Annotated in this window: 27 protein-coding genes; 11 read left to right on the top strand and 16 right to left on the bottom strand. The window is 34.1% G+C overall.

Translation table 11 applies throughout. The features are described 5' to 3' along the window. Positions 1 to 144 carry a hypothetical protein gene (locus AAGD59_RS02240; RefSeq protein WP_153296793.1) on the bottom strand — a complete coding sequence of 48 codons (144 nt, stop codon included), beginning with the start codon at positions 142 to 144 and terminating at the stop codon, positions 1 to 3. A gap of 198 nt (positions 145 to 342) precedes the next feature. Between AAGD59_RS02240 and AAGD59_RS02235 the strand changes: the two genes are divergently transcribed. From AAGD59_RS02235 to AAGD59_RS02230, 3 genes are all read left to right on the top strand, one after another. Beyond that, entirely contained in the window at positions 343 to 627 is a 285-nt protein-coding gene (locus AAGD59_RS02235) for a transposase (protein WP_265028051.1), read from the top strand. 1 nt (position 628) lies between these two features. Then, positions 629 to 982: an IS3 family transposase gene (locus AAGD59_RS06920; protein WP_095866555.1), complete on the top strand. Its 354-nt coding sequence runs from the start codon at positions 629 to 631 to the stop codon at positions 980 to 982. A 238-nt stretch (positions 983 to 1,220) separates the two neighbouring features. Then, the gene (locus AAGD59_RS02230; RefSeq protein WP_081600772.1) at positions 1,221 to 1,385 is read left to right on the top strand and encodes an IS3 family transposase; all 165 of its coding nucleotides are present in this window, start codon (positions 1,221 to 1,223) and stop codon (positions 1,383 to 1,385) included. A gap of 158 nt (positions 1,386 to 1,543) precedes the next feature. Here AAGD59_RS02230 and argS read toward each other — a convergent pair whose 3' ends face one another. The 3 genes from argS to AAGD59_RS02215 all read right to left on the bottom strand — a co-directional run bounded on the left by argS (position 1,544) and on the right by AAGD59_RS02215 (position 5,076). Continuing rightward, the gene (gene argS, locus AAGD59_RS02225; protein WP_015589069.1) at positions 1,544 to 3,250 is read right to left on the bottom strand and encodes an arginine--tRNA ligase; all 1,707 of its coding nucleotides are present in this window, start codon (positions 3,248 to 3,250) and stop codon (positions 1,544 to 1,546) included. 93 nt (positions 3,251 to 3,343) lie between these two features. Continuing rightward, the gene (locus tag AAGD59_RS02220; protein ID WP_341812945.1) at positions 3,344 to 4,417 is read right to left on the bottom strand and encodes a hypothetical protein; all 1,074 of its coding nucleotides are present in this window, start codon (positions 4,415 to 4,417) and stop codon (positions 3,344 to 3,346) included. A gap of 86 nt (positions 4,418 to 4,503) precedes the next feature. Continuing rightward, complete coding sequence (locus tag AAGD59_RS02215; protein ID WP_265028049.1) at positions 4,504 to 5,076, bottom strand: hypothetical protein; 573 nt, start codon at positions 5,074 to 5,076, stop codon at positions 4,504 to 4,506. Positions 5,077 to 5,173: 97 nt separating this feature from the next. Between AAGD59_RS02215 and AAGD59_RS02210 the strand changes: the two genes are divergently transcribed. Further along, positions 5,174 to 6,502, top strand: a complete 1,329-nt coding sequence (locus AAGD59_RS02210; RefSeq protein WP_041573564.1) for an IS4-like element ISWosp9 family transposase — start codon at positions 5,174 to 5,176, stop codon at positions 6,500 to 6,502. A 36-nt stretch (positions 6,503 to 6,538) separates the two neighbouring features. On the opposite strand, the gene rmuC is transcribed toward AAGD59_RS02210, so the two are convergent. The 5 genes from rmuC to AAGD59_RS02190 form a co-directional block, all read right to left on the bottom strand. Continuing rightward, complete coding sequence (gene rmuC, locus AAGD59_RS02205) at positions 6,539 to 7,870, bottom strand: DNA recombination protein RmuC (RefSeq protein ID WP_007548651.1); 1,332 nt, start codon at positions 7,868 to 7,870, stop codon at positions 6,539 to 6,541. Positions 7,871 to 8,126: 256 nt separating this feature from the next. After that, a complete protein-coding gene (locus AAGD59_RS06915) occupies positions 8,127 to 8,312 on the bottom strand; it encodes a DDE-type integrase/transposase/recombinase (protein ID WP_338062968.1) in 186 nt (61 codons plus the stop codon). A gap of 447 nt (positions 8,313 to 8,759) precedes the next feature. Then, positions 8,760 to 8,894: a hypothetical protein gene (locus tag AAGD59_RS02200; RefSeq protein ID WP_007548509.1), complete on the bottom strand. Its 135-nt coding sequence runs from the start codon at positions 8,892 to 8,894 to the stop codon at positions 8,760 to 8,762. Then, positions 8,891 to 9,025, bottom strand: coding sequence for an IS3 family transposase (locus AAGD59_RS02195; protein WP_007548354.1), 135 nt, complete (start codon positions 9,023 to 9,025; stop codon positions 8,891 to 8,893). The genes AAGD59_RS02200 and AAGD59_RS02195 overlap by 4 nt, the downstream gene beginning before the upstream one ends. 209 nt (positions 9,026 to 9,234) lie before the next feature. Next, positions 9,235 to 10,164: an AEC family transporter gene (locus AAGD59_RS02190; RefSeq protein WP_141456821.1), complete on the bottom strand. Its 930-nt coding sequence runs from the start codon at positions 10,162 to 10,164 to the stop codon at positions 9,235 to 9,237. Positions 10,165 to 10,637: 473 nt separating this feature from the next. Between AAGD59_RS02190 and AAGD59_RS02185 the strand changes: the two genes are divergently transcribed. Then, on the top strand, positions 10,638 to 11,801 hold the full coding sequence (locus AAGD59_RS02185) for a multidrug effflux MFS transporter (protein WP_010962461.1): 1,164 nt from the start codon (positions 10,638 to 10,640) through the stop codon (positions 11,799 to 11,801). A 27-nt stretch (positions 11,802 to 11,828) separates the two neighbouring features. Here the strand turns inward: AAGD59_RS02185 and prfA are convergent, their stop codons facing one another. Further along, entirely contained in the window at positions 11,829 to 12,908 is a 1,080-nt protein-coding gene (gene prfA, locus AAGD59_RS02180) for a peptide chain release factor 1 (RefSeq protein ID WP_015588867.1), read from the bottom strand. Between the two features lie 98 nt (positions 12,909 to 13,006). Between prfA and yihA the strand changes: the two genes are divergently transcribed. The 4 genes from yihA (at position 13,007) to AAGD59_RS02155 (ending at position 16,087) form a co-directional block, all read left to right on the top strand. Further along, positions 13,007 to 13,600, top strand: a complete 594-nt coding sequence (gene yihA / locus AAGD59_RS02175; protein WP_015588868.1) for a ribosome biogenesis GTP-binding protein YihA/YsxC — start codon at positions 13,007 to 13,009, stop codon at positions 13,598 to 13,600. A 4-nt stretch (positions 13,601 to 13,604) separates the two neighbouring features. Continuing rightward, the gene (gene argB / locus AAGD59_RS02170; protein ID WP_015588869.1) at positions 13,605 to 14,516 is read left to right on the top strand and encodes an acetylglutamate kinase; all 912 of its coding nucleotides are present in this window, start codon (positions 13,605 to 13,607) and stop codon (positions 14,514 to 14,516) included. Positions 14,517 to 14,908: 392 nt separating this feature from the next. Further along, positions 14,909 to 15,370 (top strand): dUTP diphosphatase, encoded by a 462-nt coding sequence (gene dut, locus AAGD59_RS02160; protein WP_015588870.1) that lies wholly within the window; start codon positions 14,909 to 14,911, stop codon positions 15,368 to 15,370. 78 nt (positions 15,371 to 15,448) lie between these two features. Further along, positions 15,449 to 16,087 carry a hypothetical protein gene (locus AAGD59_RS02155; protein WP_015588871.1) on the top strand — a complete coding sequence of 213 codons (639 nt, stop codon included), beginning with the start codon at positions 15,449 to 15,451 and terminating at the stop codon, positions 16,085 to 16,087. Positions 16,088 to 16,205: 118 nt separating this feature from the next. Here AAGD59_RS02155 and nusB read toward each other — a convergent pair whose 3' ends face one another. From nusB to yidC, 3 genes are read right to left on the bottom strand one after another with little or no spacing between them, the layout of a single operon-like run. Then, on the bottom strand, positions 16,206 to 16,688 hold the full coding sequence (gene nusB, locus AAGD59_RS02150; protein ID WP_015588872.1) for a transcription antitermination factor NusB: 483 nt from the start codon (positions 16,686 to 16,688) through the stop codon (positions 16,206 to 16,208). Continuing rightward, on the bottom strand, positions 16,688 to 17,116 hold the full coding sequence (locus AAGD59_RS02145) for a 6,7-dimethyl-8-ribityllumazine synthase (protein WP_015588873.1): 429 nt from the start codon (positions 17,114 to 17,116) through the stop codon (positions 16,688 to 16,690). The genes nusB and AAGD59_RS02145 overlap by 1 nt, the downstream gene beginning before the upstream one ends. Continuing rightward, entirely contained in the window at positions 17,094 to 18,803 is a 1,710-nt protein-coding gene (gene yidC, locus AAGD59_RS02140; protein ID WP_341812944.1) for a membrane protein insertase YidC, read from the bottom strand. The genes AAGD59_RS02145 and yidC overlap by 23 nt, the downstream gene beginning before the upstream one ends. Positions 18,804 to 18,937: 134 nt before the next feature. Between yidC and AAGD59_RS02135 the strand changes: the two genes are divergently transcribed. Beyond that, on the top strand, positions 18,938 to 19,441 hold the full coding sequence (locus AAGD59_RS02135; RefSeq protein ID WP_015588875.1) for a TIGR02281 family clan AA aspartic protease: 504 nt from the start codon (positions 18,938 to 18,940) through the stop codon (positions 19,439 to 19,441). A gap of 6 nt (positions 19,442 to 19,447) precedes the next feature. Here AAGD59_RS02135 and secF read toward each other — a convergent pair whose 3' ends face one another. The 3 genes from secF to AAGD59_RS02120 form a co-directional block, all read right to left on the bottom strand. Further along, positions 19,448 to 20,323, bottom strand: coding sequence for a protein translocase subunit SecF (gene secF / locus AAGD59_RS02130; RefSeq protein WP_141456869.1), 876 nt, complete (start codon positions 20,321 to 20,323; stop codon positions 19,448 to 19,450). Positions 20,324 to 20,529: 206 nt separating this feature from the next. Then, positions 20,530 to 22,584 (bottom strand): hypothetical protein, encoded by a 2,055-nt coding sequence (locus AAGD59_RS02125; RefSeq protein WP_174516768.1) that lies wholly within the window; start codon positions 22,582 to 22,584, stop codon positions 20,530 to 20,532. Between the two features lie 173 nt (positions 22,585 to 22,757). Further along, complete coding sequence (locus AAGD59_RS02120; RefSeq protein WP_341812943.1) at positions 22,758 to 24,710, bottom strand: heme lyase CcmF/NrfE family subunit; 1,953 nt, start codon at positions 24,708 to 24,710, stop codon at positions 22,758 to 22,760. Between the two features lie 312 nt (positions 24,711 to 25,022). Between AAGD59_RS02120 and AAGD59_RS02115 the strand changes: the two genes are divergently transcribed. After that, positions 25,023 to 26,264, top strand: a complete 1,242-nt coding sequence (locus AAGD59_RS02115) for a hypothetical protein (protein WP_015588878.1) — start codon at positions 25,023 to 25,025, stop codon at positions 26,262 to 26,264. Positions 26,265 to 26,291 lie beyond the last annotated feature (27 nt).

The following is a 26,291-nucleotide window of genomic DNA, read 5'->3' as shown; positions in this document are numbered from 1 at the left end:
TCATGCAAGTAGCTGACACATAACTGTACGAACATTTGTTTGCAAAGGCAGTATGTTAAGTGTTATAGCCGATTTTGCCTCAAACACAAAGGCAGTGCCTTGACTACTTGGATCCAGAAAAATTGATTGTGTACTATACAACATTTTCGATTAAAAGCGTAACCGTTCACTGTTAGACTGCATTCTGTGATTTTTAGCAAAACATGATCTTTCATTTGAGCTTCCTTCAATTTAAAATAAATACAGAAAATTGCTGCCTATAGCTAAACTGACCTTACCCAGAAAAAGTGGAGAGAAAGAAAGGAGTTTTTTCGGGTAAAATAAAATTTTGGAGGATTAGAAATGGCAAGAGAATATACGGCAGAATTCAAATTGGAAGCTGTTAAGCTGGCAAATGAACAAAGAAAGGTAAGTCAACCAGTTGCAAAAGTAGCAAGAGATCTAGGAATAAGGGATAGTGTATTAGGAAAATGGATGAAGAAATATAACGAAAAAAAGTCAGCGGCAAATGCATTTCCAGATGTAGCACCTTATGACAAAGAGAGATTTGATTTACAGAAAGAGTTAGCAAAAGTAACAAGAGAAAGAGACATTTTAAAAAAAGCCCTGGCCAGTCAAAAAGAGTAAAATATTTTTTTATATAGTAACTGCTATAAAGTACAGGAATTATGTAGGATTTTCTGCTAGTGGCTACTATAAGTGGACTACAAGGAAAATAAGCAGTAGAGAATCAGCAAATAAAGAGTTATTAGCAGATATTCAAAAAATATATCAAGCTTCTAAATGTAGATATGGAGCTCCTAAAATTCATGCTGAATTAAAGGCTTTGGGTAAAAGTTGCAACTTAAAAACAGTGCAAAGTATTATGCAGAAAAATGGTATTCAGGCTATATTGAGAAGAAAATTTAAAATTAAGAAACAACAAACGGACAGTAGCTCCCAATATATTAGACCAAAACTTTATTGTCGATCAACCAAATAAAGTATGGGATTACTTATATAAAAACCAAAGAAGGATGGCTATATTTGGCAACAATAATCGATCTATATTCACGCATGGTAGTTAATGAGCAGTTCAATAAATAAACAATTGGTTATGGACTCTTTATTAATGGACGTTAACAAGCGTAAACCTGCCAAAAATCTACTATTACATAGTGATCAAGGTTCACAATATACTTTGCAAGGTTATCAATATCTCTTATCCATAAAAAACATAGATGAGTCATAAAGGTTGTTGTTACGACAATTCTGTTGTGGAAAGCTTCTTCAGTTCTCTAAAAAGGGAGTTACCAATAGACACCTCTCGGCACTCTAAACAGCATATCAAAACTGCTATATTTGAATATATAGAAATTTTTTATAACAAACAACGTCACTATTAACTATTGCATTCCAGAACAATTTGATGCATCATTCTTTTTGTAAAAAACATTCCAAACTTTCTCTCCACTTTTTCTGGGTAAGGTCAATAAACTATAACATTTTTACTTAATTTTGTCAACTTCTCTATTCGTTGAAAAAACAATCTTGCATAAAAAAATCAACTCATCTCTTCCAAAGGCTCTATATTGAAGATAGAAAGTCCAGAAGCGATGACGTGCGCTAAGGCTTGCACGAGAAACATTCTTGCAGCGGTGAGGTTTAAGTTGTCTTCCAGTATGAAACGCATGTTTAAATCACTCTTGCCATACCCCCATAAAACGTGAAACGCTTCTGCAACTTCAAGTAAGTAGAAAGTAATTCTGTGTGGCTCACAAAGCCTTGCTGCAATTTCTACCACATCTGGCCACTTTGCTAAGGTTTTTATGAGGAAGAGCTCTCCACCTGTCCTTAAAAGTGAAGGATCTGCTGTTGGGAGCTCTTTTGGAGCATTACGCATTAACGAATGAGCACGAGCATGCGCATATTGCACGTAAAAAATAGGGTTGTCTTTTGACTGTTCTTTAACTTTAGCAAAATCAAAGTCCAAGACCATATCATTCTTGCGTGTTAGCATTATAAAACGAGTTATGTCCCTGCCAACTTCTTCCACTACATCCCTTGCTGTGAGGAAATTTCCTGATCTTTTGGACATCTTAACAGGTTTGCCGTTCTCGAAAAAATTCACAATATTATGCAGTTTTACCTCTATTTTTGCTTGATCATCACTGAGCGCAGAGACGACTGCTTTGAGTCTTTTGACATAACCGCCGTGGTCACTACCAAGCTCTACGATCATATTGTTAAAACCACGCGATATCTTATCAAAATGGTAAGCGATATCCGAGGCAAAATAAGTCCAACTGCCGTCCTCTTTCTTCAATGCACGGTCAACGTCATCACCAAATTTTGTAGAGCGAAATAGCATCTCTTTTCTGGAAGTCCAATTTTCGCTTTCTTTGCCTTTTGGTTTCTCCAGGTACCCTTCATACACTAGACCCTTGTCAGACAATATCTTTATACTCTCTTCAATTTTGCCACTTTTTTGTAGCTCATACTCTGAAGTAAAAACATCATGATTTACTCCAAGTAAGTTCATGTCTTCCTTTATAATTTCTAAGATAGAACTTAAAGTATAGTCTCTAATCACTTGATTATCTTGCTTTTCTAGAAGCTCTGCGCCATATTTTTTGGCCAGCCCCTCCCCTATCGGTTTTAAATATTCACCTGGGTATAAACCTTTTTCAACACTAATTTTTTCTCCCAGAGCTTCTTTATATCGCAAATACACTGACCGAATTAGCGTATCTATCTGTGCTCCAGCATCATTAATATAGTATTCCTTAGTAACTTTATAACCAACTTTTTTCAATAAATTTGCCAGAACGTCACCAAATACTGCCCCTCTTGCATGACCAATATGCAGTGGACCAGTTGGATTTGCAGATACAAATTCAACATTGATGGCCTGATTGTTCCCTATATCTAGGGTGCCAAACTCTGTTTTTAGCTCATTTATTTGTTTTAAAATTCCATGCCACACTTCTATTTTTAAGTGCATGTTGATGAAACCAGAGCCTGCTATTTCCACTTTTGCAACTTCATCAAAAAGTTCAAATTCTTTGGCTAAAACCTCTGCAATTTCAATGGGATTCTTCTTTTCATGCTTTGCAAGCACCATAGCAACATTTGTGTAAATGTCTCCATGGACTCTATTGCTTGGAGGCTCTATGATAAAGTTTGCTGCACTTGTGCTTATAACACCCCTTTGTTTCAACTCATTCAATTTACTAAAGATTAGAGAGGAAATCTGCTTAAAAATGTTCATTCACTATATTGCTATAAAATCTATAGCAGTATAGTGAATAAGTGGGACTAGTTGAAGGTTTATCTTAACTATTTTATCTTCCTGGATCAGAGTTTATATTAAGTCGTTGCCGTAACCATGGTAAGAGAAAGCCATACCTTCGCTGTAACCATCATTACCAGCATCAGGCTCTTCAACATCATCAGGTTCTTTAACATCATCAGGTTCTTTAACATCATCAGGCTCTTTCTCTTTCTTTAGTTCATTCTTAATATTTTCTTTCAGTTCATTCTTAGTCTTATCATCAATCTCACACTTAAGACCTTTCTTCAGTTCATTCTTAATACTTTCTTTCAGTTTATTCATAGTCTTATCATCAATCTCACACTTAAGACCTTTCTCCAGTTCATTCTTAATATTTTCTTTCAGTTCATTCTTAGTCTTATCATCAATCTCAAACTTAAGACTTTTCTCCAGTTCATTCTTAATATTTTCTTTCAGTTTATTCATAGTCTTATCATCAATCTCACACTTAAGACCTTTCTCCAGTTCATTCTTAATATTTTCTTTCAGTTCATTCTTAGTCTTATCATCAATCTCAAACTTAAGACTTTTCTCCAGTTCATTCTTAATATTTTCTTTCAGTTCATTCTTAGTCTTATCATCAATCTCAAACTTAAGACCTTTCTCCAGTTCATTCTTAATATTTTCTTTCAGTTCATTCTTAGTCTTATCATCAATCTCAAACTTAAGACTTTTCTCCAGTTCATTCTTAATATTTTCTTTCAGTTCATTCTTAGTCTTATCATCAATCTCAAACTTAAGACCTTTCTCCAGTTCATTCTTAATATTTTCTTTCAGTTCATTCTTAGTCTTATCATCAATCTCAAACTTAAGACCTTTCTCCAGTTCATTCTTAATATTTTCTTTCAGTTCATTCTTAGTCTTATCATCAATCTCAAACTTAAAACATTTTTTCAGTTCATTCATAGTCTTATCATCAATCTTACACTTAAGATCTTTACCACATTTATCATAAATCAACTTACCCTTATTGACTTTACAATCATCCAACTTTGTGAACAAATTAATTTTCAACATATCACTGACATAGCACGTATCAAGTGGCAATATACGTACATGATTTGCATTTTTTTGATTCGGACAAGAAAAAGTATTCGTTGGCATAAAATATCTCCATTAGTAAATAAAATTATTAAAAAATTAACCATAAGATGGAAGTGTGTACTAACAATGTACACACTGTATTACTTTTATATAATATGAACAGTGCCTTCTAACACTGACATATTGTGGGTAGAAAAAAAGGCTTCAGCACTTTTTGCATCTAATATAGAAGAGTTTATTACTTCTACACATTTATCACATTCAGAATTGTTTTCACAACTGCCCACAAGTTTACCATCTATAACCTGAAGGTTGTTTTTAGCATTCTGAATAGTTTTTGCACATTCTTTAAACTTGTAGCCTGTTGGCTCTCTGGTCTCAATATCAAGAATATCATCAGTTATTGGGTTGACCGTTATTGCAAGCTTTGAAAAATCAACGATTGTTTTAGATTCAGGTTCAGGCTTAACTTGTGGACAAGGGGGACAAGCAGGACAAGCAGGAGCAGGGGGGCAAGCAGGAGCAGGGGGGCAAACAGTATCAGGACAAGCAGGACAAGCAGGAGCAGGGGGACAAACAGTATCAGGACAAGGTGGTATATTTAAATCGAATTCGGGAAGCTGTATATTTAATTCGAGTCCATCATGCCGCGAGTCAAAGCGGTTATGGCAACGTGGGTCAAAGTTATGATGGTACCGTGGGTCAGTTATGCAAGCCATACGCGTCAAGTTAAGGAAAAGTGTAAGTAAAGTTGATAGAGTGAAGGAAAATAATAAGGTATAAATTCTCTTGGATATATGAATGAGAGAACTTACAATGGACAGAATAGCTTGCTTATCAAAAGACCTCAATGAATTCTTTAATGAAAAAGCAGACGAAATATCAATTGCAGTAGGTTTTATAAAAAGAAAGAGAAAACTTAATGGCTCATCATTCATAAAAGCTATGGTTTTTGGTAACATAGGAGTTGATGATTGCAGCATAGAAACAATGTGCCAATTGCTAAATGAAGACTCGATAGAAATTACAAAACAGGGTTTAGATTTTAGGTTTAGTGAAGAAGCAGTTGAGTTCATGAAAAAAATGTATAACGAAGCTTTGTGTTTATTTAAAAAAAGTCTACAGATTGATTGCAAAATTTTACAGCAATTTGGAAGCGTTAAATTATTGGATAGCAGCTACATTAGCCTGCCCAGTAGCATGGAAGATATGTACAAAGGATATGGCAGTAGCTATAGAGATTGTGAGAATAATACCAAATCAGGAATAAAGCTACAGTTAGTCTTTGATTACCTGAATCAAGCGCTAGATAAGTTAAATTTTATGGAAGGAATAAGGTCGGATCAAGGTTATAGGGATTATCTGAACGGTTTATCAGCCAATGATTTGCTAATATTTGACTTGGGCTACTTTGTGCCTAGTTCTTTTAAACAGATTGATGAAGCAGGTGCATATTTTGTTAGTCGTTATAAGTCTGATACCAATATATATGATATAGAAACAAATCAAAAAATAGAGCTATTGGAGTATTTGGAAGGTCAATTATCTTCAGAAAAAGAAGTATTATTAGGAAAGGAAGTAAAAATTAAGGTAAGAATTATATGTCAAAAGCTAACTGAAGAACAGTCTATGGCTAGAAGAAGAAAGGCTAATAAATTAGCAAAGTCACATGGATATACATCTTCTCAAAAGAATCAAAAGTTATTAGATTGGTCAATATTTATAACTAATGTTCCAGAGAGTAAAATTAATGCTGAACAAATATTGACGGTTTATAGAGTAAGATGGCAAATCGAATTACTATTTAAACTATATAAAAGTCATATCAATCTTGATAAACTAAAAGGAAAGACAAATCCATTTAGAGTATTGTGCGAGCTATACGCAAAATTATGTGCTATTCTCGTATTTCACGGAATGATTGGCTGTGTAAAACTAAAAAAGAACACGGAGCTCAGTTTAACAAAGGCATTTATTGAATTGAAAAGGCGGGTTAGAGAGCTCTTTTTGATATTAAACAATATTGTCAATAATTTAAAAATTTTTCTAAAAAAGCTTACTATAATCTGGTCAAAGTTTTCTTTGAAAGACAGATATAGGAAGACCAGGGTATCTACTTTAAGCTCTCTACATTCCTTAACTTGACGCGTATGGTTTTTTGAACATTCCCTGTTAAGATGCCTAATCTACTTTCAGCCCCTCAGTATGTAAACTGCGTGGTAAAGACTCTAATTCCTTTGCAGCACTTAAACTTTTATTTTTTGCATGTATACCAAGCTTATTGAATTCTCGAGCAGCAGGAAACACCCTTGCTTCAAGAGAGCCAGCAGTTTTATTATAATGATCAACAGCACTTTTTAAGCTCCTGCGCAAATTATCAAAGTTTTCACCCATTGTGCAAATGCGCTCATATAAAATATGACCTAGTTCACTGATTTTCTTTGCGTTTTCAGCTATCATCTCTTGCTTCCATCCATACGCTATTGCTCTCAGCAACGCAATTAGAGTGATCGGTGTTGCAATGATCACTTTTTTTTCCACTCCAATCTCTATCAAAGCAGGCTCATATTCCAGTGCTGCGCTAAAAACCCCCTCCCCTGTTAAGAAAAGCACCACAAGTTCTGGCGTATTTTCAAATTGATTCCAATACTCTTTTTTACCCAAGTCATTTATGTGTTTTTTTATTGCCAGGGAATGGTTCTTTAATTTCTCCTTTTGTATTTGCAAATCATTTTGTGATATAGCATCCATGTAAGAATCAAGCGGCACTTTAGCATCTATTATTATTTGCTTTCCAGATGGCATTTTGATTATTAAATCAGGACGCAATAAATTATCCTCGTTTTTATCAATCACTGACGGCTGAGTAAAAAAATCGCAATACTCAATCATTCCTGCCATTTCTACCACTCTTTTGAGTTGCATTTCACCCCATTTGCCCCTAATGTGAGGTTTCCTCAGGGCATTAGCAAGGTTGGAAGTTTGGTTCATCAGCGCTCCAATTTGCTCCTTTAAACCTTCATAGGCCCCTACCCTCTCCTTTTCTAGCTCACGTATTTCATTATCGAATTTTTCTAATTTTTCTTTTATTGGAGTTACAACTTCGTTGATCGTTGCTTGTCTTTTTTTGAAATCGCTTTCCGTTTCTTTTAATTTACTATCGATTACTTCCTTTGCTAAGTTCAGAAAATTATTGTTATTTGTTTGCAAAGCATCAAGAGAGAGCGCTTTAAAAGTGTTTGTTAATCTCTCCTCTGCTTTTGTTAGTAATTCTATTTCCTTTTTCTTTTCCTCACGTTCTTTTTGCAGAGTTACTTCAAGTTCTGCTCTTTTGACCCTTAAATCAACTATTTCTTCATTCTTCGTAAGCAAAGTTTGCTTTGTTTCTTGAAGTTCTTGCTCTAATTTACATAAATTACCCTCAAGGTTTGCTTTCTTTTCGCTCAGTTTTTTTACGATAATGTAGAAAAATAGTAATAGAGAGACAACCAGAGCTATAGAATTGAAAAGCATCAGAATAAAAAAGCTGTATTTACAATTCTATATGATTTTTGTGTGTATAAGAAAGAAAAAAGGAGCACCTAAAGAGGTGACCTTACCCAGAAAAAGTAGAGAGAAAGTTAAGACGTTTTTATCATGAGAATAAATTGTGCAGGAATGCAATAGTTAATAGTAGAATGTCTACGTTATTTGTTACAAAAGATTTCTATGTATTCAAATATGGCAGTTCTGGTTTGTTGAGCGAGAAGTATCAATAAGCAGCTCCCTTTTAAGTGAACTTTTCTGCAACAGAGTTATCGTAACAACAGCCCTTATGGCTCATGCTGGAAATGATGTTTTTTGTATTCAATAGAAATTGGTAATTTTGAGAGGTATACTGTGACCCTTGATCGCTATGTAACAGCAGATTTTTATCGGGTTTGCGTTTATCAACGGCCATCAATAAAGAATCTATAACTAATTATCATGTTACTCATTAACCACCATGCGTGAATATAGGTCAATTATTGCCGCCAACAACCTTCTTTAGTTTTTATGTAGGTAATCCCAAACTTTATTTGGCTGATCAGTAGTAAAATTTTGATCCAATGTGTTCGGAGCCACAACTCGGTTGCTTATTTGCTGTTTTTTATTTTTGAACCTTCGTCTAAGCTTGGTTTTAATGCCATTTTCTTGCATAACACTTTGTACTGTTTTAATTTTTGCCTAAAGCTTTTAATTCAGCGTGAATTTTAGGGGCTCCATATCTGCATTTAGAATGCTTGATGTATTTTTTGAATATCTGCTAGAAGCCCTTCTTTTGCTAATTCTTTACTGCTTTTTTCCTTAGCAACCAATACCACCAGTACAAAACCCTACATAGTTCCTGTGTTTTATAGCAATTTCTATATAAAAGAATACTTTACTCTTTTTCTTTGCCCAGGGCTTTTTTTAAGATGTCTCTTTCTCTTATTAGCTCTTTTTTTAGATCAAATCTTTCTTTGTCATAAGGAGCCTTTGCCTGGAAATGCGTATGCTCCAGACATTTTTCCATCATATTTTCTTACTTAACATACTGCCATCTATACCTAGATCTTTTGCTATTTTTGTACTTGCTTGACCTGTTTCTTTAACCAGCTTAACAGCTTCTAATTTGAATTCTGCTGTATATTCTCTTCTATTTGTCATATTTTGAAAAAACGTTTTATTTTACTCCAAAAACGTCTTAACTTTCTCTCTACTTTTTCTGGGTAAGGTCAATTTACCGCCGCGGCGCTAACTAGTAGCGGGATGACGGGTTACCAAATTGTAGAAGTTGCTTTAGCTATAAATTCAAGTTTTATCAATGTCTTGTGTTGTTACCCAAATAATGGTTGTGCAAGCGCTTAATTTTTTGATCAAAAAGGAACAAGTTTAGTAAAAAATAATGATATTATTAGTGGAACATAAAACAGTCCCACTGCAGTACTGATTAGAAGCAACAGAGTAGCTTTATCTGGTTGATAATTCAAAATATTAGCAAGTATTATACTGGACCCAGAAACTGGAATAATAGCCAGCAACATCAGTGCTTTATATATGCTCTCATCGTATATACCTATAACATGCTTGTCTAAAAGGACAATTCCTAAAACAAACAGTGGCCAGAATACGTACTTTGCTGTAATAGTGATCAAAGCAAGCTTCCAATCTATTTTAAAGCTTGCAATATTCGCAATGCTCACTCCAAGTAGCACCATTCCTAATGTGACAAATGTACTTCTAATGTTCATCATAACATCTGTTAAAAAAGTAGGTATTTGTATATCGTATATACTTAAAAAGAAGCCCAGAACCATCGCATAAAGCGAAGGAAGTTTGAACAACTTTAATATGCATTCTTTTGCGGTATAAATACCATTTGCAGCTATGTAAAATCCTAAGCTGTTTTCAAATAGCGCCATTCCTATATAACAAACAACATATACAGATACTGAATCTTCATCAAATAAAGCCATGGCAATCGGCAGGCCAAAATAACCCATACTTGTGCTGCCCGAACTAAATGCTAATATGTTTCTCGTGTTATCCTTAAATAAAAAAGAAGAAAGATAATACACTGATAAGGACATAGTGCTACCTATAAACCATATCAAAATCGGCAGAGAAATTACTTTTAAATTAACTTCTGTATGAGAAACTCCATATAAAATCACTATTGGATTAGCTATATAAAAGAGTATTTGAGATATAGTGTTTCTATCAATTTTAAGACATTTTCCTGCTAAATAACCAATAAATATCGTAATATAAATAGGTAATATTTTTAGGAAAAGAGTAAAGAACATACTAGCCTATTGTGATACTTTTGACTGATAAAGTTATATTAGATCTTAAGGTATTGTAAAAGTAAACAAAATTTATTTTCCAATTTATCCAGCTCATAGTTAATTAAAAAAGATTCACTTGGTGCCAAAATTCGTTTTTACATAGGACTTAAGAATGACATTTTTATGATAAAATTATGTTAAGTTTCTATAAAGCTTCTTGCATATTTTTGAATAATGACATATTTACTAAAAATTAAACTGCTTGTAGTAATTTAGACGGACTGTTGAAAAAGTAAGAGGAAATAAGTAAAGTTAGGACAGAGAGTAAGAGCTTTAACATAGTTGTCATATTTTTCTTTAATTAACCCTAGTGTCCAATTTATCCACCATTCCTTCACATGAGGTGTTTCTAACCATTTTAATAACAGTAAAAAATGTTTTCTTTCAACGCTTTAAATGTGATATTTTTATTCATTAATTAAAAATCTCAAATGTTACTACCATTTCTGTTAATCCTGTCTCTCATTGCCAAGTTCATTGAAATTGACATTTCCGTACCTAGTTTTCCTGATATGGTGCACTATTTTAACGTACCGGAAGGCATAATTCAATTAACTATTGCTTATAATTTCCTAGGCTTTTGCATAGGAGGGTTGTTTTTTGGTCCATTGTCTGAATGCTATGGCAGAAGGAGAATTATGATCATAGGTAACACTTTGTTATTAATCGGCGCTGTTGGTTGTGTTTTTGCACCGTCGATTTTTTGGCTTTTAATCTCTCGCTTTGTTCAGGGCATTGGTGTTAGCACATCTGTAGTTGTGTTTGCAATCGTTGCAGACAGCTACAAAGGCGACGAAGCGGTGAAATTTATTGGAATCATGAATTCTGTTCTTACAGTTGTCATGGCAATTGCGCCAGTGTTAGGCAGTTTCATCAATGAAATTGTAGGATGGCGTGGTAATTATGCAACTGTTGCAATACTTTGTTTGATCTCTTGGGTTTTGCTGCTTTTAGCGTTACCAGAAACAAAAAAGAACCGCGATATTTTCAGTTTAAAAAAAACGATGAAAGATTACAGAAAACTACTATCTAATCCGAGGTTTGTTACGTTGTCTTTGATGTCAAGCCTCTTTTCTGCTGCGTATATGTCATTCATTACTTGTGGACCTTTTCTGTATATGAAGACTTTTGGTTTATCTAGCACTATTTATGCACTACATCAAGGTGCAATAGTTGGGTGCTTCTCACTCATCAGTCTATTTGCTGGCAAAATCTTGCAGAAACTTGGAGCAATAAAGTGTGTAATTTCTGGTACGAGCGTGGGTGCTATTGGGTCTCTATTGCTTGTAATATTCAGTATAATTGTACCCCACTCTTTCTACTTAGTAACACTGTCTATGATTATTTTTTCTATCGGTTGTGCAATTTTCCAGCCAGTGATTTTTAATGCATCAATAAATGTTTTCCCTGAAATTAAAGGCACAGCTTCTTCTGCAGTCTCGTTCATTAGAGCTTTTATCATGGCTATTTTTATCGGCTTAACAAGCTACATTTACAATGGTCAAACAATTAGTGTAGCTGTTCTTGTTTTATCCGCGATAGTACTAGAACTTGTTTTTACTGTCTATCTATTGCGTTTAAAAGATCCTATGTAATTAATAAAGATATTCCATTGTAGGCTGCTAACTTTCCCCTGCCAATCTTTCTGCTTCATTACGTGAGATTAATGCCTCAATAAATTCATCTAGTTCGCCTTCTTTTATAATCTGCTCTAGCCGATGTGAAGTTAGATTAATTCTGTGGTCTGTTATTCTTGATTGTGGGAAATTATATGTTCTTATGCGCTCGGAACGATCACCAGAGCCAATCTGACTTTTCCTCATTGTTGACCTTTCCATTTCTTTTTTTTGTCTTTCAATTTCGTATAGCCTTGCCCTCAATACTTTGAGCGCTTTAGCTTTATTTTTATGCTGCGATTTTTCATCTTGCTGTATCACAACTATCCCTGTTGGCAAGTGGGTGACCCTTACTGCGCTGTCAGTTGTATTCACTGATTGCCCTCCAGGACCACTGGATCTATAAACATCTATTCGTAAGTCTTTTTCTTCTATTTTAAAGTCAACTTCTTCTACTTCAGGTAATATCGCAACAGTAGCGGCAGAGGTATGCAACCTTCCTGAGGATTCAGTTTCTGGCACTCTCTGTACTCTGTGCACCCCTGATTCAAATTTCAACCTTGCAAAAACTTCTGTTCCATTAATGAGTGCAGAAGCTTCCTTATAGCCACCTATACCTGTATTAGAAATGCTTATTGGCTCGAACTTCCAATTTCTTCTTTCTGCATATTTTTGATACATACGAAATAACATTGCTGCAAATAATGCTGCTTCTTCTCCGCCTGTACCTGCTCTAATTTCTAATATTGCATTTCTTGAGTCATCTTCATCTTTGGGCAGTAATGCTAACTTTAATTTTGCTTTTATTTTTGGTAATAATACCTTCTGCTTTTCGAAAAATTCTTCTTTTGCTAACTCTTTTATATCACCTTCGCTGTTTTCATCTTTCATTATTTCTTCTAAGTCTGAAATTTCCTCTTTCAGCGTGTTATATTCATCAATTATCTTGATTATTGGCCTGAGCTCAGAGTATTCCTTTGAAAGGGTAATGAATTCTTTTTGACTTAAATTGGTAGGATTTTCCAAATTCCTCTCTATATCATTAAATTTTTTCTTTAAGTCTTGTAAATTATTTTCCATATCCATATAGCACAGATCTAGCTAAGTAATATATACTGAAATAAAAAATTTCTTATATCAAGCAATAACACTATAATATACCTACTACCTTCTAGTTGAATATAATGGCAAAACAGATAACATCAAACTGCAATTTCATATTTGGAGCTTCGGACATAAAAACATTACCAGATGAATCGGCTCCAGAGATTGCGTTTGCTGGTAGATCAAATGTAGGAAAATCCAGTCTGATTAACTTACTGATAAACAGCAAAAAAGCTGCCAGAGTTTCCTCTAAACCTGGATGCACTAGACAAATAAATTTTTACTCTATGTACAATGATAAGTTCAGGCTTGTTGACCTGCCAGGGTATGGTTATTCTCATGCAGGTAAGGAGGAAATTATACAATATTTAAACTTAATTGAGTATTATCTAATTCAAAGAAGAAATCTAAGAAGAGTGTTTGTGTTGATAGATAGCAAGGTAGGATTAAAAGAAATAGACAAAGACTTCATTTATTGGTTAATATATAATAACATTAACTTTAACATTGTGCTAACAAAAATAGATAAAGTAAGTCAAAAAAGCTTAGGTGCTGTTATAGAAGATATTCAAAAATGGATTAATAATGAGAATGTGTCAATTCATCAAATGAGCATCCGTGTTAAGCATAAAATAACCAAGGTAAGAGATGAGTTTTTCAAGTTTACAAGATAAAAAAATGAAGAGTAGCGAATTTTTAAAGGGTGAGGTATCATTTGAACAAAAAGCAGAAATATTACTTGAAGTGCTATCTAACATACCTAGCTTTGTAGGCGAGACTTTTGTCATTAAATGCGGTGGTACAATAATCTTAGATGAAACACTATTTAATACTTTTGTGCATAATGTTGTCTTGTTGAAGCAGCTTGGTATAAATCCGGTAATAATTCATGACGGAGAATATGAAATTAACTCGGTGTTAAAAATGCTGGGTATGGACAGTAAGTTTGTGAATGGTATCAGACTTACAGACAAAGACACTATGAAAATCATTGAAATGGCACTGTGTGGTTCAGTTAATAAAAAAATTGTTCAGTATATAAATTCTGCTGGTGGTTCAGCTATTGGATTATGTGGAAAAGATGGTAACTTAATTAAAGCCGAAAAAATAACCGCTACGCTTAGAGAAGATAGATCAAATAATATCGAAAAGATATTAGACATGGGGTTCATCGGTAGACCCACTGAAATCAATCCTGATATATTATTTTTTATTGAAGAATCAGATTTTATACCAGTTATTGCACCAATTGGTCATGGAAAAGATGGGGAAACATATCATATTGATGCCGATAGCACTGCAAGCGCAATCGCAATCGCAGTTTCTGCATCTAAAATGATAATCTTGAGTGACACAGATGAAGAAATAGATAAAATTGGTGGCAGGAAGATATCTGTTAAAAATTTAAATGCATCGATTGATTGTGGGAAAATTAAAGGGGAAAAATTTATTGAAAGGCTTATGGCATACGTTAAAATGGCGGAGGAATGTGCTGGAGTTGTTCACATAGTTGATGGTAGAATACCTAACATTATGCTTGATTTATTTACTGAGAGTAATGCAAGCATATCGATTGTGAGTGATTTATAGCTATACTGCTTACAACTACACGAATACCAAGAGGGTGTCATTCAAGTAGCTGACACTGGAATGACAGCAATCTACGTCATACCGCGATTCATTCGCGGTATCTCTAGATCCCGCTAACAAGTAGCGGGATGACGGTTGTCAGGGTGTCATCCCAGTGCCCAGACACTGGGATCCAGAAGACTTAATTTCAACCAAGTGGCTGCATAATAAGGACTAGATTCCAGACTGGAATGACATCATAGGGGCACTGGGATGACAAAAAAAGGAGCACTGAACTTGTCAAGGAATTTTATGGCCTAGCGTCACGCGCTGGAATGACATCATTTACATTTATCACTTTTGCAGATACAATTTACATGCTATAATTGAGTCTTCATAGATGGTAAATTGGAGTGCAAAGAAGTAAAATTAAAGTAGAAATAAAAAGATTATCACACGGAGAAGACTTGTCTCTTCCATGTTATGCAACTACGCAGAGTGCTGGTATGGATCTTTATGCTGCATTGAATGACTCTGCTGTTTTAAATCCACTTGAGAGATTACTTATTCCAACTGGAATTGTGATTGCAATACCAAACGGTTTTGAGGGGCAAGTACGCCCACGTTCTGGTCTTGCTGCAAAACATGGAATCACTGTCTTAAACTCTCCGGGCACTATAGACTCTGATTATCGAGGTGAGGTTAAAATTTGCCTAATTAATCTAAGTAATCAACCATACGAAATAAAAAGAGGAGATAGAATCGCACAAATCCTTATTTCTCCGGTATCTCAGGTAATTTGGGATGACAGAGAAGAGTTCTGCACAGAAGAAACCGGTCGCAATGCAGGGGGCTTTGGCTCAAGTGGTAGGTAACTTACGAAAAAGCTTGACTATGACAATTTTTTTATACACAATTTAAGCATATTAATATTTTATTAAACGAGGTCGTTTATGCTAACTTTTCAAAATCACTGTGGTCAATTTCACAAAACAAATACTGCACTTGTTGCACTTACTTCTTTGTATGTCATAGGCGCAGCAATAGCACTTTCAGCACCATATTGGGTGTCTTCAACTTGCATGCTTACTCCACTTGCAGCTTTTGCAGCTACACCACTTGGAATCGGTATATTAGCAATTGTTGCTGTTGCACTAACTAGTCTAGCAATATACGCTATCAGCAAAAACAATAAAACATCTGAGTTGAAAGCTCCGAAGATTGTTATTAAGGATGGTACAGTAATGTTACAAGTAACAAAAGAAGTGCATGAAGATATAAAAGCAAATAACCAAAACAAGAATGAAAAAGGTGAGGTTATAAAAGATAAATATCGTATAAACTTCAGCTTAGAAGGCAAAAATTACTATGTTACTGGTGAAATTGGTGATGGTAAAGCGGAGTTTGGTGATACTGTATTCTTAGGTATAAATTCACTAGAAGTGAAAAACAAAGAAGGTAAGTTCGAGACAGTAGATAAAACAGAATGGAATAAAACATTAGGTTTAAACAAAAATGAGAATAAAGGAGTTAACACTTATTTAGGCTCGCTTATTGTTGAACAAGTTGCTTCTCAACAACAAGGAAAATAGACAGTATGGCCAAGTGAAGTAAAAGAGGCAGGCTAAGTCTGCCTCTTTATTTTTTAGTGTCAGTTACTCAATGGGAATTGCCTTAAAAAATAAACTTTTATATAGTTGTGAGAAGCTGCTAAGGATTTTTATTTAATTTAACTGCATCTTTTGCCTTATCCAATAACCCATTAATAAAACCAATTTCGCTTGGTTTATCAAGTAAATCAGATGCAATGTTAGTATATTCATTAATGACAACTGGAACTGGCGTATCACAATTAGCTAACTCACATATTGCAACACGCAAAATAGATAAGCTTATAAGATTTAACCGTGAAAGGGACCAACTTGGGTGTAAATAAGACTCTATTATTTTATCATATTCTTCACTGCTTTTTATAACCTTATATAACAAGTTTTCTAAGAACTGATGTTCAAATTCTTCACATTCAAATATATCTTTCAACTTATTTATGTAGTCCTTAAGCTCACAATTTCCCAGTTTAAAAGTGCTTTTGTTGTAACCTACGAAAATATTTGAATAAGCAATTTGTACAGCAAGAAATCTTGCCGTGCTTCTTTTTATGCGCCACTTTTTATCTACTGGTTTTTCCTCCATTATTTTAATTTATTGTGTAAATCTATCATATGCAAAACAGTTGAGGCTGCATGGCCACCAACGTTCTTTTTGTTTTTATCAGCTCTAACTAGTGCTTTATCTTTGCTGTCAGCGGTAATTACGCCCATACCAAGGGGCATTGCATAATGCATAACAACTGCATTTAAGCCTTCAATTACTCCTTTACAAACATATTGATAATGATCGGTTTCACCGCGAATTACGCACCCAAGAGCTAAATAACCATCATAATTAGTATGCCCACTCTTGACTGCAAAAAGAATTGTAGCTGGTATCTCAAATGTACCAGGAACCTCAACTACATCGTAACTGGCATTACTGCCTTTTAATTTATCAATTGCACCTTCAAGCAAAAGGTTCGCTATTTCAGTATAATAAATCGAATTAACTATTAGTATTCTCGACATTTACTACCACTTTTTTTGTTAAAAACAACTTTATTAATGATTGTTGAATTAGAGTTATAATATTACTGAATATCCAATATATTACCAGGCCGGCAGGAAAAGAAGAAAAAATAAGGACAGAAATGTAAGGTAAAAACTTCATAACATTTACTTGAATATCATCTTTACTGGTTTGATCTTTCTCACTTAGCTTCTGCTGAATTATCATGGTGGCACCGAAAATTATAGGTAAAATGCCTATAGAAATAGGAAAGTTATAATTAAACAACCCAAATAATGTAAAGATGTTCGTTGGGTCAGGAGCTGAAAGATCCTTAATCCATAAAAAAAAAGGAGCATGCCTCATCTCTATAGTAACAAATAATACTTTATATAGAGCAAAAAATACCGGTATTTGTATTAGCATGGGAAAAATGCTCGACATTGGATTTACGTTGTTTCTCTTAAACAATGCAATTGTCTCTTTATGCTGCTTTAAGCTGTCATTTTTATACAACTCTTTTACACGAGTTAGCTCAGGCTGCAAGCTTTTCACCTTGAACATTGAAACATATGATCTATTAGATAAGGGAAGCATCAAAAGTTTGATTACTAAAGTCAGCAATAATATTGCTAAGCCAAAATTCTTTAAAACGAAGTTAAAGTATTCAAGCAGTAAAAACACTGGTTTAGTTATAAAGTAAAGAACACCAAAATCTACAGCTTTATCAAACAAAGGTATATTGAGAGTATCCTTATAAGAATCCAGTAAATTCAACTTTTTTGCTCCAGCAAAAAAATAATTCACATTAGAAGTGCTTGCACCAGGAAGTATACTCTTATAAGACTTAACAAAATCTACTTGAAATTTATCAATATCATTAGCGTTAGTATGTTTAATGCTTACATTTATTTTATCAGATTTTTCAGGTATGATGGCTGTGAGCCAGTATTTATCAGCAAAACCAAACCAATTTTTTTCACTTGTATTTGCTTTTATTAAATGTTTCTTGGAGATATCCTTATACGTCCACTCCTCCAGTTTATTATCAAATGCACCCAGTACTCCTTCATGGGATATCCAATAAGATTCGTTGATATTGTCACGTTTACGGTTAATTTTACCATAAGGAACCAAAACTACATTATCTTTTGTGTTATTTTCAACAATCTGCTCAATTTTAAACATGTAGTTATCGTCAAGGCTAATTTTCATTTTAAACACAATGCCATTTTCATTATCCCAAAATAAATTGACCTCTTTTTGATTGAGTTTCTCTGCTTGCCAAACTGCCTTAGAATCTGGAACTTTAATCTTGTTATTCGGATCGAGCCACCCAAATTCTGCGAAATATACATCTTTTGATTCTGCAGGTGACAGTAACACCACTTGTGGAGAAGAAGAATTCGGTTCTAAGTGGTAATTAGTTAAAATTAAGTCATCAAACCTTGCACCTTTCAGAGAAATTGATCCTTTAATCATGTTATTGGTTAAACTAACCCTCTGTTCTCGAGTAGAATTAATAATTTCAGAACGATTTTGGTATATTATAGGAGCAAGGTCGTTAAAAGATTCGATATGTTCAATATTTTCAATCAATGGCTGGTTTTGGTTTGTACTAAAAAAATTATCATAAATAATACGCCAAGACACCATGATTAACATGGAAAGGATAGCTGCCAAAATTAAACTTTTTGCTTCTGACATGAAATTAAATCAAACATATCTTCTTAAAGTGTATACTAAATATTGTACTAAAACAATGAAATTTACTTATTTTTAATAATAACTTTTAACGCTAATCTTTAAAATTTATTTTAATAGCTTCAAATTTTAACAATATGAACGCGGTAAAAAATCTAGTTATTTGGTTACTAATAATAGCCACTACTGCAATGCTTATTGATTCACAAAGGGACAAATTAAGCGACAGATTTCTCAGTACTTTTTTACCATATAAAGGAAGAATTCAAAATAGTGGAAGTATCGAATTTACGAAATCATACGATGGACACTTTTATATTCAGGCTCAAGTCAATGATAGCAATATAACGTTTTTGCTTGATACTGGAGCAACCGATATTGTTCTATCACAAAAAGACGCATTACATGCTGGTATTAACTTACAAAACGTTCAGGATTTTAAAATATATGAAACTGCGAAAGGTCAAATAAAAGCTGGAGTGGTCCAAATACCTCAAGTTAAAATAGGAAATTTTTTGATTAATGATGTACAGGCAAGCGTTAACACTCATTCTATGTCTCATTCACTACTTGGAATGAGCTTTTTAAGGTATTTTCATTTCACTATAAGAGATAATAAGTTGATATTATACCGCGACTAAACACTTCTACAATCTACTTATCAAAGCTCTGTAGGTCAATATAGGAGCAGAAATAAATATTGCAGAACAAGTGCCAATCAAAATACCAAAAAAAATGATCAAGCTGAAGTCTCTCACTGCATCTGTGCAGATTAATACCAAAGGAAGAGCAGCAAGAAGGGTTGTACCAGAAGTTAATATAGTGCGAAATAATGTAGTGTTGATACTTGCATCTACTACCTCACTCATCCGCCCACTTTTACCACTCCTGCGATACTCTCGAATCCGATCATATATAATTACTGAGTTATTGATTGAATAACCAATGACAGTAAGGAGAGCTGCAACTGATGAAATATTAAACTCAATGCCAGTTAGGCTAATAAAACCAACAGTTAAAATCACGTCATGAATCAGTGCTGTTATTCCACTGAATCCACATTGCCAATTAAATCTAAACCAAACGTAAAAAAATATTCCAACAATCGCGATCAACATGGATAACATTCCTTCAAATATTTGTGTTGAGCTTATTTGTGGGCCAACATAGTCTATTTTACGATAGCTTATTGAGCTCCCCAGCTTTTCTTCTAGTATGCTTTTTATCTTTTTGATTTTATCTTCATCTCCTTCATCTTTAAAACGCATGACTAAATTATCACCCGCTTTTGAACTTTGCACTGTAAAACCATTTTCTTTTAATGCATCGAGAATAGAGTGATTCTCATCTGAAGATTTTATCTCTATCAAAATCCCGCCTGCAAAGTCTATGCCTAAGTTCACTCCACGCAGCACAACAGTGAATATTGAAAAGATGATAAGAACAATGCTAATTAATGCAGTCAAATCCCTATATTTACTAAACTTGATATCGAGGTTATCTGGAATGAGTCTAAGTGCCATCTTCTTTAATTAAAGTAATAATTTGAATTCTATATACTTTTCAAAAAGTTCACTAGTTTATTTTGTGATTGTTTGACTATGTAAATTTTTCTGTCAGTTATTCTTGTCTGTCAATTAAGTTCTATCTAGTGCAAACTTTGCAATTTTGAAGTACATTACAAGAGCAAAATACTGCCAATTTGGCCCATCATTTTATCTCTGCAAGCTTATCCCCCCCTTGCTATGTTAGCAACGCAACCTAAGCTAGGTTCCTTCATAGCAGTGTTAGGTACACTGCCATATCTTTCAAAACTTTCATGCTCTATAGCTTCCTCAACACTTTTTCCTCCTAAAAGACAGTTTTCCCCTAAACTTTTTCCCCTATTTTTTAACTCATTAAACCTTGCTCTGTTTTCCCCATCAATCTCCACTTTTATTTTATTGCTGCCTTTCTCACTAGGACTTAGATAAATACTTATCTCTCCTACCTCAGTAGTAAAAGACATTTCAATACCACCTTTTGAGACATCCATGTAATTTCTTTTTCCCCCTATTTCTTCTACATTTTCAACTCTTACTATACTTTCTCCAATTTTGAGTATGCCAACTCTTAAATTTAAGTCTTTGGCTTTTTCATTGTTTAGGATTTCTGCAACTTCAACAATACTATCTTGCGAGTACTCTATACAAAAATATCTATTATCCTTGTCTACTCCTAATACATTTTGAGTCTGCTTGCTTTTGTTTACAATACTTTCATATGCTAAACCTTTTAGCTTGCTTTCAATTTCCTTACATTTCTCAGAAAGACCATCATCAAATCCATTACAAGTAACTATCTGCTCAAACTCATTCCCATCGAAAAAATTATGGCGTTTTACTTTCCCACCTTCTAACAATAAATTACTAACAATGCTTTTGATAATGTCCTCTTCGGACACTTCATTTTTTTTGTTACAGTTTTGACCTTTACTTTCTTTGTTACAGTTTTTATCTTTACTTTGATAGGGAAAGTTATCAAATACAAAAGTGTTACTTCTGTTACTTATATGACTACCACTAGTAAGATCTTTTATTTCTTCAAATACTGTATTTGTTACAGTTTTGTTACAACAACTACATTTTAAATTTAACATTACTTCTTTTTCTAAGTATTTAGCTACTATGCACTTAATACTTTCTGGAGTATTTTTTATATCTTTTTGTTCATTTTGTTCTGTTATACCTCTCACCTCCCCACAGCATTTATCAATCAGATCCTGTTTACTTTGAGTTAACGACATTTTTAGTTTCATAAAAAGTGAGTCTTTTAGAAAAGGATTATCATCTTCTAGGTCCCGATCATTTTCTGAATCCAAATCATCTGTTAACTCCATTGAATCAAGATTACCTGAACTATAGTACGAACCCTTTTTTGAGTCCGAACTATCTTCTGAGTTCCCATCACTATCTGACCAATTGTCAACTTTCGGAAATTCTGAGCTTTTCTGTTCACCTTCAAAAGTCTGATTACTACCGTCAGCGCCCTTTGTCAAATTTTCTTTACTTTCACAAGAACCATCTAAACCATAGCCCTCATTCCCTTTTGGATCTGAATCATCTGGATTACAATCAGAAGTTATTTCTGTATCTTCAGAAATCTGTTGATTATCACTTTCACCTAACAAACCACCATTTGTTGGATTACATACATTTTCTGTATATTTTTGATTATTTTGTGCTTCTATTTTCTCCTTTTCGTACAACAGTTTAAACTGATCCTCATCGTCAGAATTGTGACCTGAATCACAAATTACATGATCATTGCAGGTAGAATTATGCTCTTGACTAATCAAGGAAAGCTGAATTAGATTGCTAAAAACAATATTATCTAGCTGTACTGAATCAGTACTTTCAAAAATTTGTGGATTATTACTTCCGTTTGGCAAATTACCTGATAAACCAGTCTGATGATTATTTTCACCTACCCAACCATCAGTTGGTGTTGGAATGCATATTCCTGTATATCTTTGGCTATCAAGAGAATCATTAGTTAATTGTACTGCTGTATAAGTTGTCCGGTCATCCTCATCATCGGAACTAATACCTGAATCATGGCCATCACCTTCTTCAATCTTTTGAGTTTCTATATCGTGTTCATTTATTTCGCTCGACGAATCATAGTTGGAAGGGTTATACTGTTGATTAGGACGTTTAAAAATTTGACGCCAATCGCTGTAAGGCTCCTTAAAATCGAAAGGAGTGCGTATAACTTTTTCCTTGCCTGATACCCCACCATTCATATTGTATAACCATTACTCACTAATCCCTTAGTGAATATCGTAATATATAGGTCTGTCAATAAAAAAATATAACTTTCTTTGGTTCTAACCTTTGCAAATCAGTATCTATAGCTCGGTAATTTCTCATACGTTGCACTCTGGACCTAGGAGCGTTGTTAATAAATCCACGACAGCTAGACAATCCTTGCTCGTCCACTAAAAGGAAAAGCAGCAAGGAGCGAACCAAAAGCGATAAGAAAGGATCCAAACCAGATTATAGACATTCCAGGTTTATAGTGCACTTTAGCTGCAATTTTGCTCTTACTCTTATCAATTTCTCCAATTACAACATAAATATCAGAAAATAAATTGTGGTAGATACTGCTTTCAACATTTTTCTGACCTTCCACAAGGTAAAATCTATATTCAGGGTTTATCTCACCTAATATCTTATTATTCAGCAAATTCCTGATATCCATTGTACCCCTCACTGCATGGAAATTTTTTTCTTTTATTAGCTCAATATTTCGTAAAGTAACTTTAAACTTATTGACTGTTATGCTATCCCCTATTTTTAAGTAATTTTCTTTTTTCTCCTGCCAACCAACCGAATATGCTATACCAAGCACTAGAATTGCCACTCCAGCATGAGCTGCCATCATTGCATAGTAGGATTTAGAAACTTTTTTTGCTAATAAAATTGATTCGCTCTTAAATAAACGAATTCTTTTACTGTATGCTTCTAAAACAAAGATTAATAATGCTATGGAGATAGTAATTGATAGCACAATTATTAGCTCCATGTGAAAGATAAACGGCAAAATAGCTGCAGCACTGCAGAATGAAAATCTATATTCGCGGAATATTGGCAATAGACTATTTCCCTGCCAACTGCAGTATTGCCCAATTATCGTGAGGGCTAGAATAGCCAGTGCAATAGGATTAAATAAAGAATTGTAATATGGTGCTCCAACTGAAATTAATTCACCGGTTAAATATTCGAGCACTGTAGGGTATAAAGTGCCAACGAACACAATGAAAAAGGCAGTGATGAATAATAAATTGTTCATCAGCATCATCGTAAGGCGTGAAAAGAGTCTTCTACCCTCTGTCACTTGAGTAGCAAGTTTCTTTTCAGATTCCAGTGTCACGCACTGGAATGACATTGCAGATGTGTGATTTTTTCTCGTAAACACTACAAATATTACTAAGCTACTGACTGTAATTACACCAAGTAGCGCTAATATATACAGTCCATACCTTGGGTCATCTGCAAACGTGTGCACTGAGGTGAGTATTCCTGAGCGGACTAGAAATGTTCCAGTCACACTCAATATAAAAGTTGTAAGCGTAAGTAAAATAGCAAAGTTCTTTAAAACATTGAAATTCCGTACCACGAGCAACAAATGTGTCAGCGTTACTGCAATTAGCCACGGCATCAAAGAAACGTTTTCCACTGGATCCCAAAACCAAAATCCACCCCACCCAAGTTCGCGATATGCCCACCAGCTACCCAAGCTGATGCCCAAAGTGAGCAGCGACCAAGAAATAAGTACCCAAGGCCTGACAATTTTAGCCCAAACATTTCCTTCAACTTTTGCAATTAATCCAGCTATAGAGAGCGAAAAAGGAACGCTAAACCCAAGGTACCCCAAATATAATATCGGTGGATGAATAGCAAGGCCTATATCTTGCAATATCGGATTAAAACCCAGTCCATCTGTTTCAATGCCTGGCATTTTAGTGAAGGGGCTGGATTCAAGTAAAGTGAACAGTAAAAAACAAAAGCAAATCAAGCCTTGGGTGATCAAGGATACTTTCTTCAATTTACTGCCGTTATCAATAAAAATACCCATCAGAAATAGGTAAAAGGTAAGCACTAAGGTCCAAAGCAACATAGATCCTTCTTTATTTCCCCAAACACCACAAATCTTGTAGATCAAAGGTTTTGTTGTGTGTGAGTGGTAGTATACGTTTTCGAGTGAGAAATCATTTGTAATGTGGCAGTAGATCAAAATAGCCATTGATGTTGATACACAAAAAAATATGGCAGTGGTAATAAACCGACAAGAACTAAGCGGTAAAAACAAATATGTCAAAGACAATAAGCAGGCTAGCAATAGCAATATATTCCCAAGTTCAGGCATAAAAAATTATAGTTTTTATATAAACAATATTACTGATGACAAGTAAGAAGTTAAAGTGTTAATTGACACTTGCTATTGATGCTATAGCTAAAGTGGCTTAGGTTTACCTACAATTTGAAAAACAACAAATTCGTCATTCCGCTACTCGTTAGCGGAATCTATACCGCGAATGAATCGCGGTATGACGTAGGGAAATCTTTCTTGGGTCAGCTATAGCATAATGCTCCCATAGTTAGCTGTGCTAGTATTAGTTAAAAATTAAATATTAAATCTTTATACTTTTATAGATAGCGTTAATATTGAGGTAACATTGTGGGTACAACTAAGATTAGTAAATTTCCATTCAATATAAAAGGTAAAGTGGCAAAACAACATGCCGAACCAATAATCGAAAAAAATCTCTATACTATTTTAGGATTCAAAGATATAGAAGATTTTGAAAATAAGACAAGTAAGCTTGTTAATAAAAAAGTTTGGCAATCATTTGTTGACTGCTTTGCAAAAGAAATAGATTATGCAGCAACCGAAAAAGTTGTAAAAAGCATCGTTTGTAACATTGCAAAGAGTGATCGCGGTGATGCTTTTACCAAAGCTGAACGTCTAATATTAAATGAAAAACAAGGTGATAAAAAGAGAGAAAAAGCGATTAGAGAAGCTATTAGTATTTTGAGAAAAATCAATCCAGAAAAAGCCTTTAATGAACTTTCAGTAATAAAAAAACAAGCTGAAGATTTTTTACAAACCGATTTTTATAAAGCTCAGAGTAAACCACTTCAAGGATTTGCTCCATCTGGTGGACAGCTCTTTGCGGAAGTTCTAAAATATATAGAAACACTAGAAAAATTAGCTGAAGTTAAAAAGGAAGAGCTAGTTAAAGATTTCTTGTTAAATCATGTTAGTTCATTGAATAAAAAGTATCCTAAATCACAAGGTAAAAGGGAAGATGCTATAACAATACTATCAAGTGATGAGTTGAAGAATTTTTACAATAAAGGTGTAAAAGAAGGAATATTACAACCAATGGTATCTTACAAAGGATGCAGAAACCTGTATGACAAAATGAACCAGATAAAAAATGAATCCAAAAGTATAATTAAAAGAGAAGAACGGGAAGAAAATTTAAAGAAAATAGATAAGTCGATAATCAGCGCAATTAATGACATAAAAAAACATAGAGAAGCAATCCTTAACTGTAAAGACTTTCAAAATTCTTACATAAAAGAGAAAAAAGAACATCCATTTAGAGGCAACGCATGTCAAAAAATGATTGACATATATCAAGAGAGAATTGTTGGATATCAGGAGAAAATTCGTCAAAACTTAAACCAAATAAAAGCGATATTAAAAAGTGCGCCGCAAGAAATGGATGATGTGGAAGAATTAGAGGAAATAATCGATGGTATACATGAAGCAAAACAGTTCGATGAAGATTTTGATTCAGCTTTAATTTGTTTATCGAACATGCAGAATGAGCTAGATATTCAACTGGAAAATCCTCCAACAGAGCTAAGAGTTTCACACATTAACGTTAAAACTGAGCTAACTAGGTTATAAGGGCGGGGTTTTTGGGATAATTTTAAT

It is taken from the genome of Wolbachia endosymbiont (group A) of Cephus spinipes (assembly GCF_964026895.1).
GTDB lineage: Bacteria > Pseudomonadota > Alphaproteobacteria > Rickettsiales > Anaplasmataceae > Wolbachia > Wolbachia pipientis.
Note: the sequence above shows the minus strand (reverse complement) of the source record. Positions and strands in the feature narration are given on the sequence as shown.

Coding starts and splice junctions, on each gene's coding strand:
- AAGD59_RS02240 (WP_153296793.1), bottom strand. CDS start 144: ATGTTGTATAGTACACAATCAATTTTTCTGGATCCAAGTAGTCAAGGC.
- AAGD59_RS02235 (WP_265028051.1), top strand. CDS start 343: ATGGCAAGAGAATATACGGCAGAATTCAAATTGGAAGCTGTTAAGCTG.
- AAGD59_RS02230 (WP_081600772.1), top strand. CDS start 1,221: ATGAGTCATAAAGGTTGTTGTTACGACAATTCTGTTGTGGAAAGCTTC.
- argS (WP_015589069.1), bottom strand. CDS start 3,250: ATGAACATTTTTAAGCAGATTTCCTCTCTAATCTTTAGTAAATTGAAT.
- AAGD59_RS02220 (WP_341812945.1), bottom strand. CDS start 4,417: ATGCCAACGAATACTTTTTCTTGTCCGAATCAAAAAAATGCAAATCAT.
- AAGD59_RS02215 (WP_265028049.1), bottom strand. CDS start 5,076: ATGGCTTGCATAACTGACCCACGGTACCATCATAACTTTGACCCACGT.
- AAGD59_RS02210 (WP_041573564.1), top strand. CDS start 5,174: ATGGACAGAATAGCTTGCTTATCAAAAGACCTCAATGAATTCTTTAAT.
- rmuC (WP_007548651.1), bottom strand. CDS start 7,870: ATGCTTTTCAATTCTATAGCTCTGGTTGTCTCTCTATTACTATTTTTC.
- AAGD59_RS02200 (WP_007548509.1), bottom strand. CDS start 8,894: ATGATGGAAAAATGTCTGGAGCATACGCATTTCCAGGCAAAGGCTCCT.
- AAGD59_RS02195 (WP_007548354.1), bottom strand. CDS start 9,025: ATGACAAATAGAAGAGAATATACAGCAGAATTCAAATTAGAAGCTGTT.
- AAGD59_RS02190 (WP_141456821.1), bottom strand. CDS start 10,164: ATGTTCTTTACTCTTTTCCTAAAAATATTACCTATTTATATTACGATA.
- AAGD59_RS02185 (WP_010962461.1), top strand. CDS start 10,638: ATGTTACTACCATTTCTGTTAATCCTGTCTCTCATTGCCAAGTTCATT.
- prfA (WP_015588867.1), bottom strand. CDS start 12,908: ATGGATATGGAAAATAATTTACAAGACTTAAAGAAAAAATTTAATGAT.
- yihA (WP_015588868.1), top strand. CDS start 13,007: ATGGCAAAACAGATAACATCAAACTGCAATTTCATATTTGGAGCTTCG.
- argB (WP_015588869.1), top strand. CDS start 13,605: ATGAAGAGTAGCGAATTTTTAAAGGGTGAGGTATCATTTGAACAAAAA.
- AAGD59_RS02155 (WP_015588871.1), top strand. CDS start 15,449: ATGCTAACTTTTCAAAATCACTGTGGTCAATTTCACAAAACAAATACT.
- nusB (WP_015588872.1), bottom strand. CDS start 16,688: ATGGAGGAAAAACCAGTAGATAAAAAGTGGCGCATAAAAAGAAGCACG.
- AAGD59_RS02145 (WP_015588873.1), bottom strand. CDS start 17,116: ATGTCGAGAATACTAATAGTTAATTCGATTTATTATACTGAAATAGCG.
- yidC (WP_341812944.1), bottom strand. CDS start 18,803: ATGTCAGAAGCAAAAAGTTTAATTTTGGCAGCTATCCTTTCCATGTTA.
- AAGD59_RS02135 (WP_015588875.1), top strand. CDS start 18,938: ATGAACGCGGTAAAAAATCTAGTTATTTGGTTACTAATAATAGCCACT.
- secF (WP_141456869.1), bottom strand. CDS start 20,323: ATGGCACTTAGACTCATTCCAGATAACCTCGATATCAAGTTTAGTAAA.
- AAGD59_RS02125 (WP_174516768.1), bottom strand. CDS start 22,584: ATGAATGGTGGGGTATCAGGCAAGGAAAAAGTTATACGCACTCCTTTC.
- AAGD59_RS02120 (WP_341812943.1), bottom strand. CDS start 24,710: ATGCCTGAACTTGGGAATATATTGCTATTGCTAGCCTGCTTATTGTCT.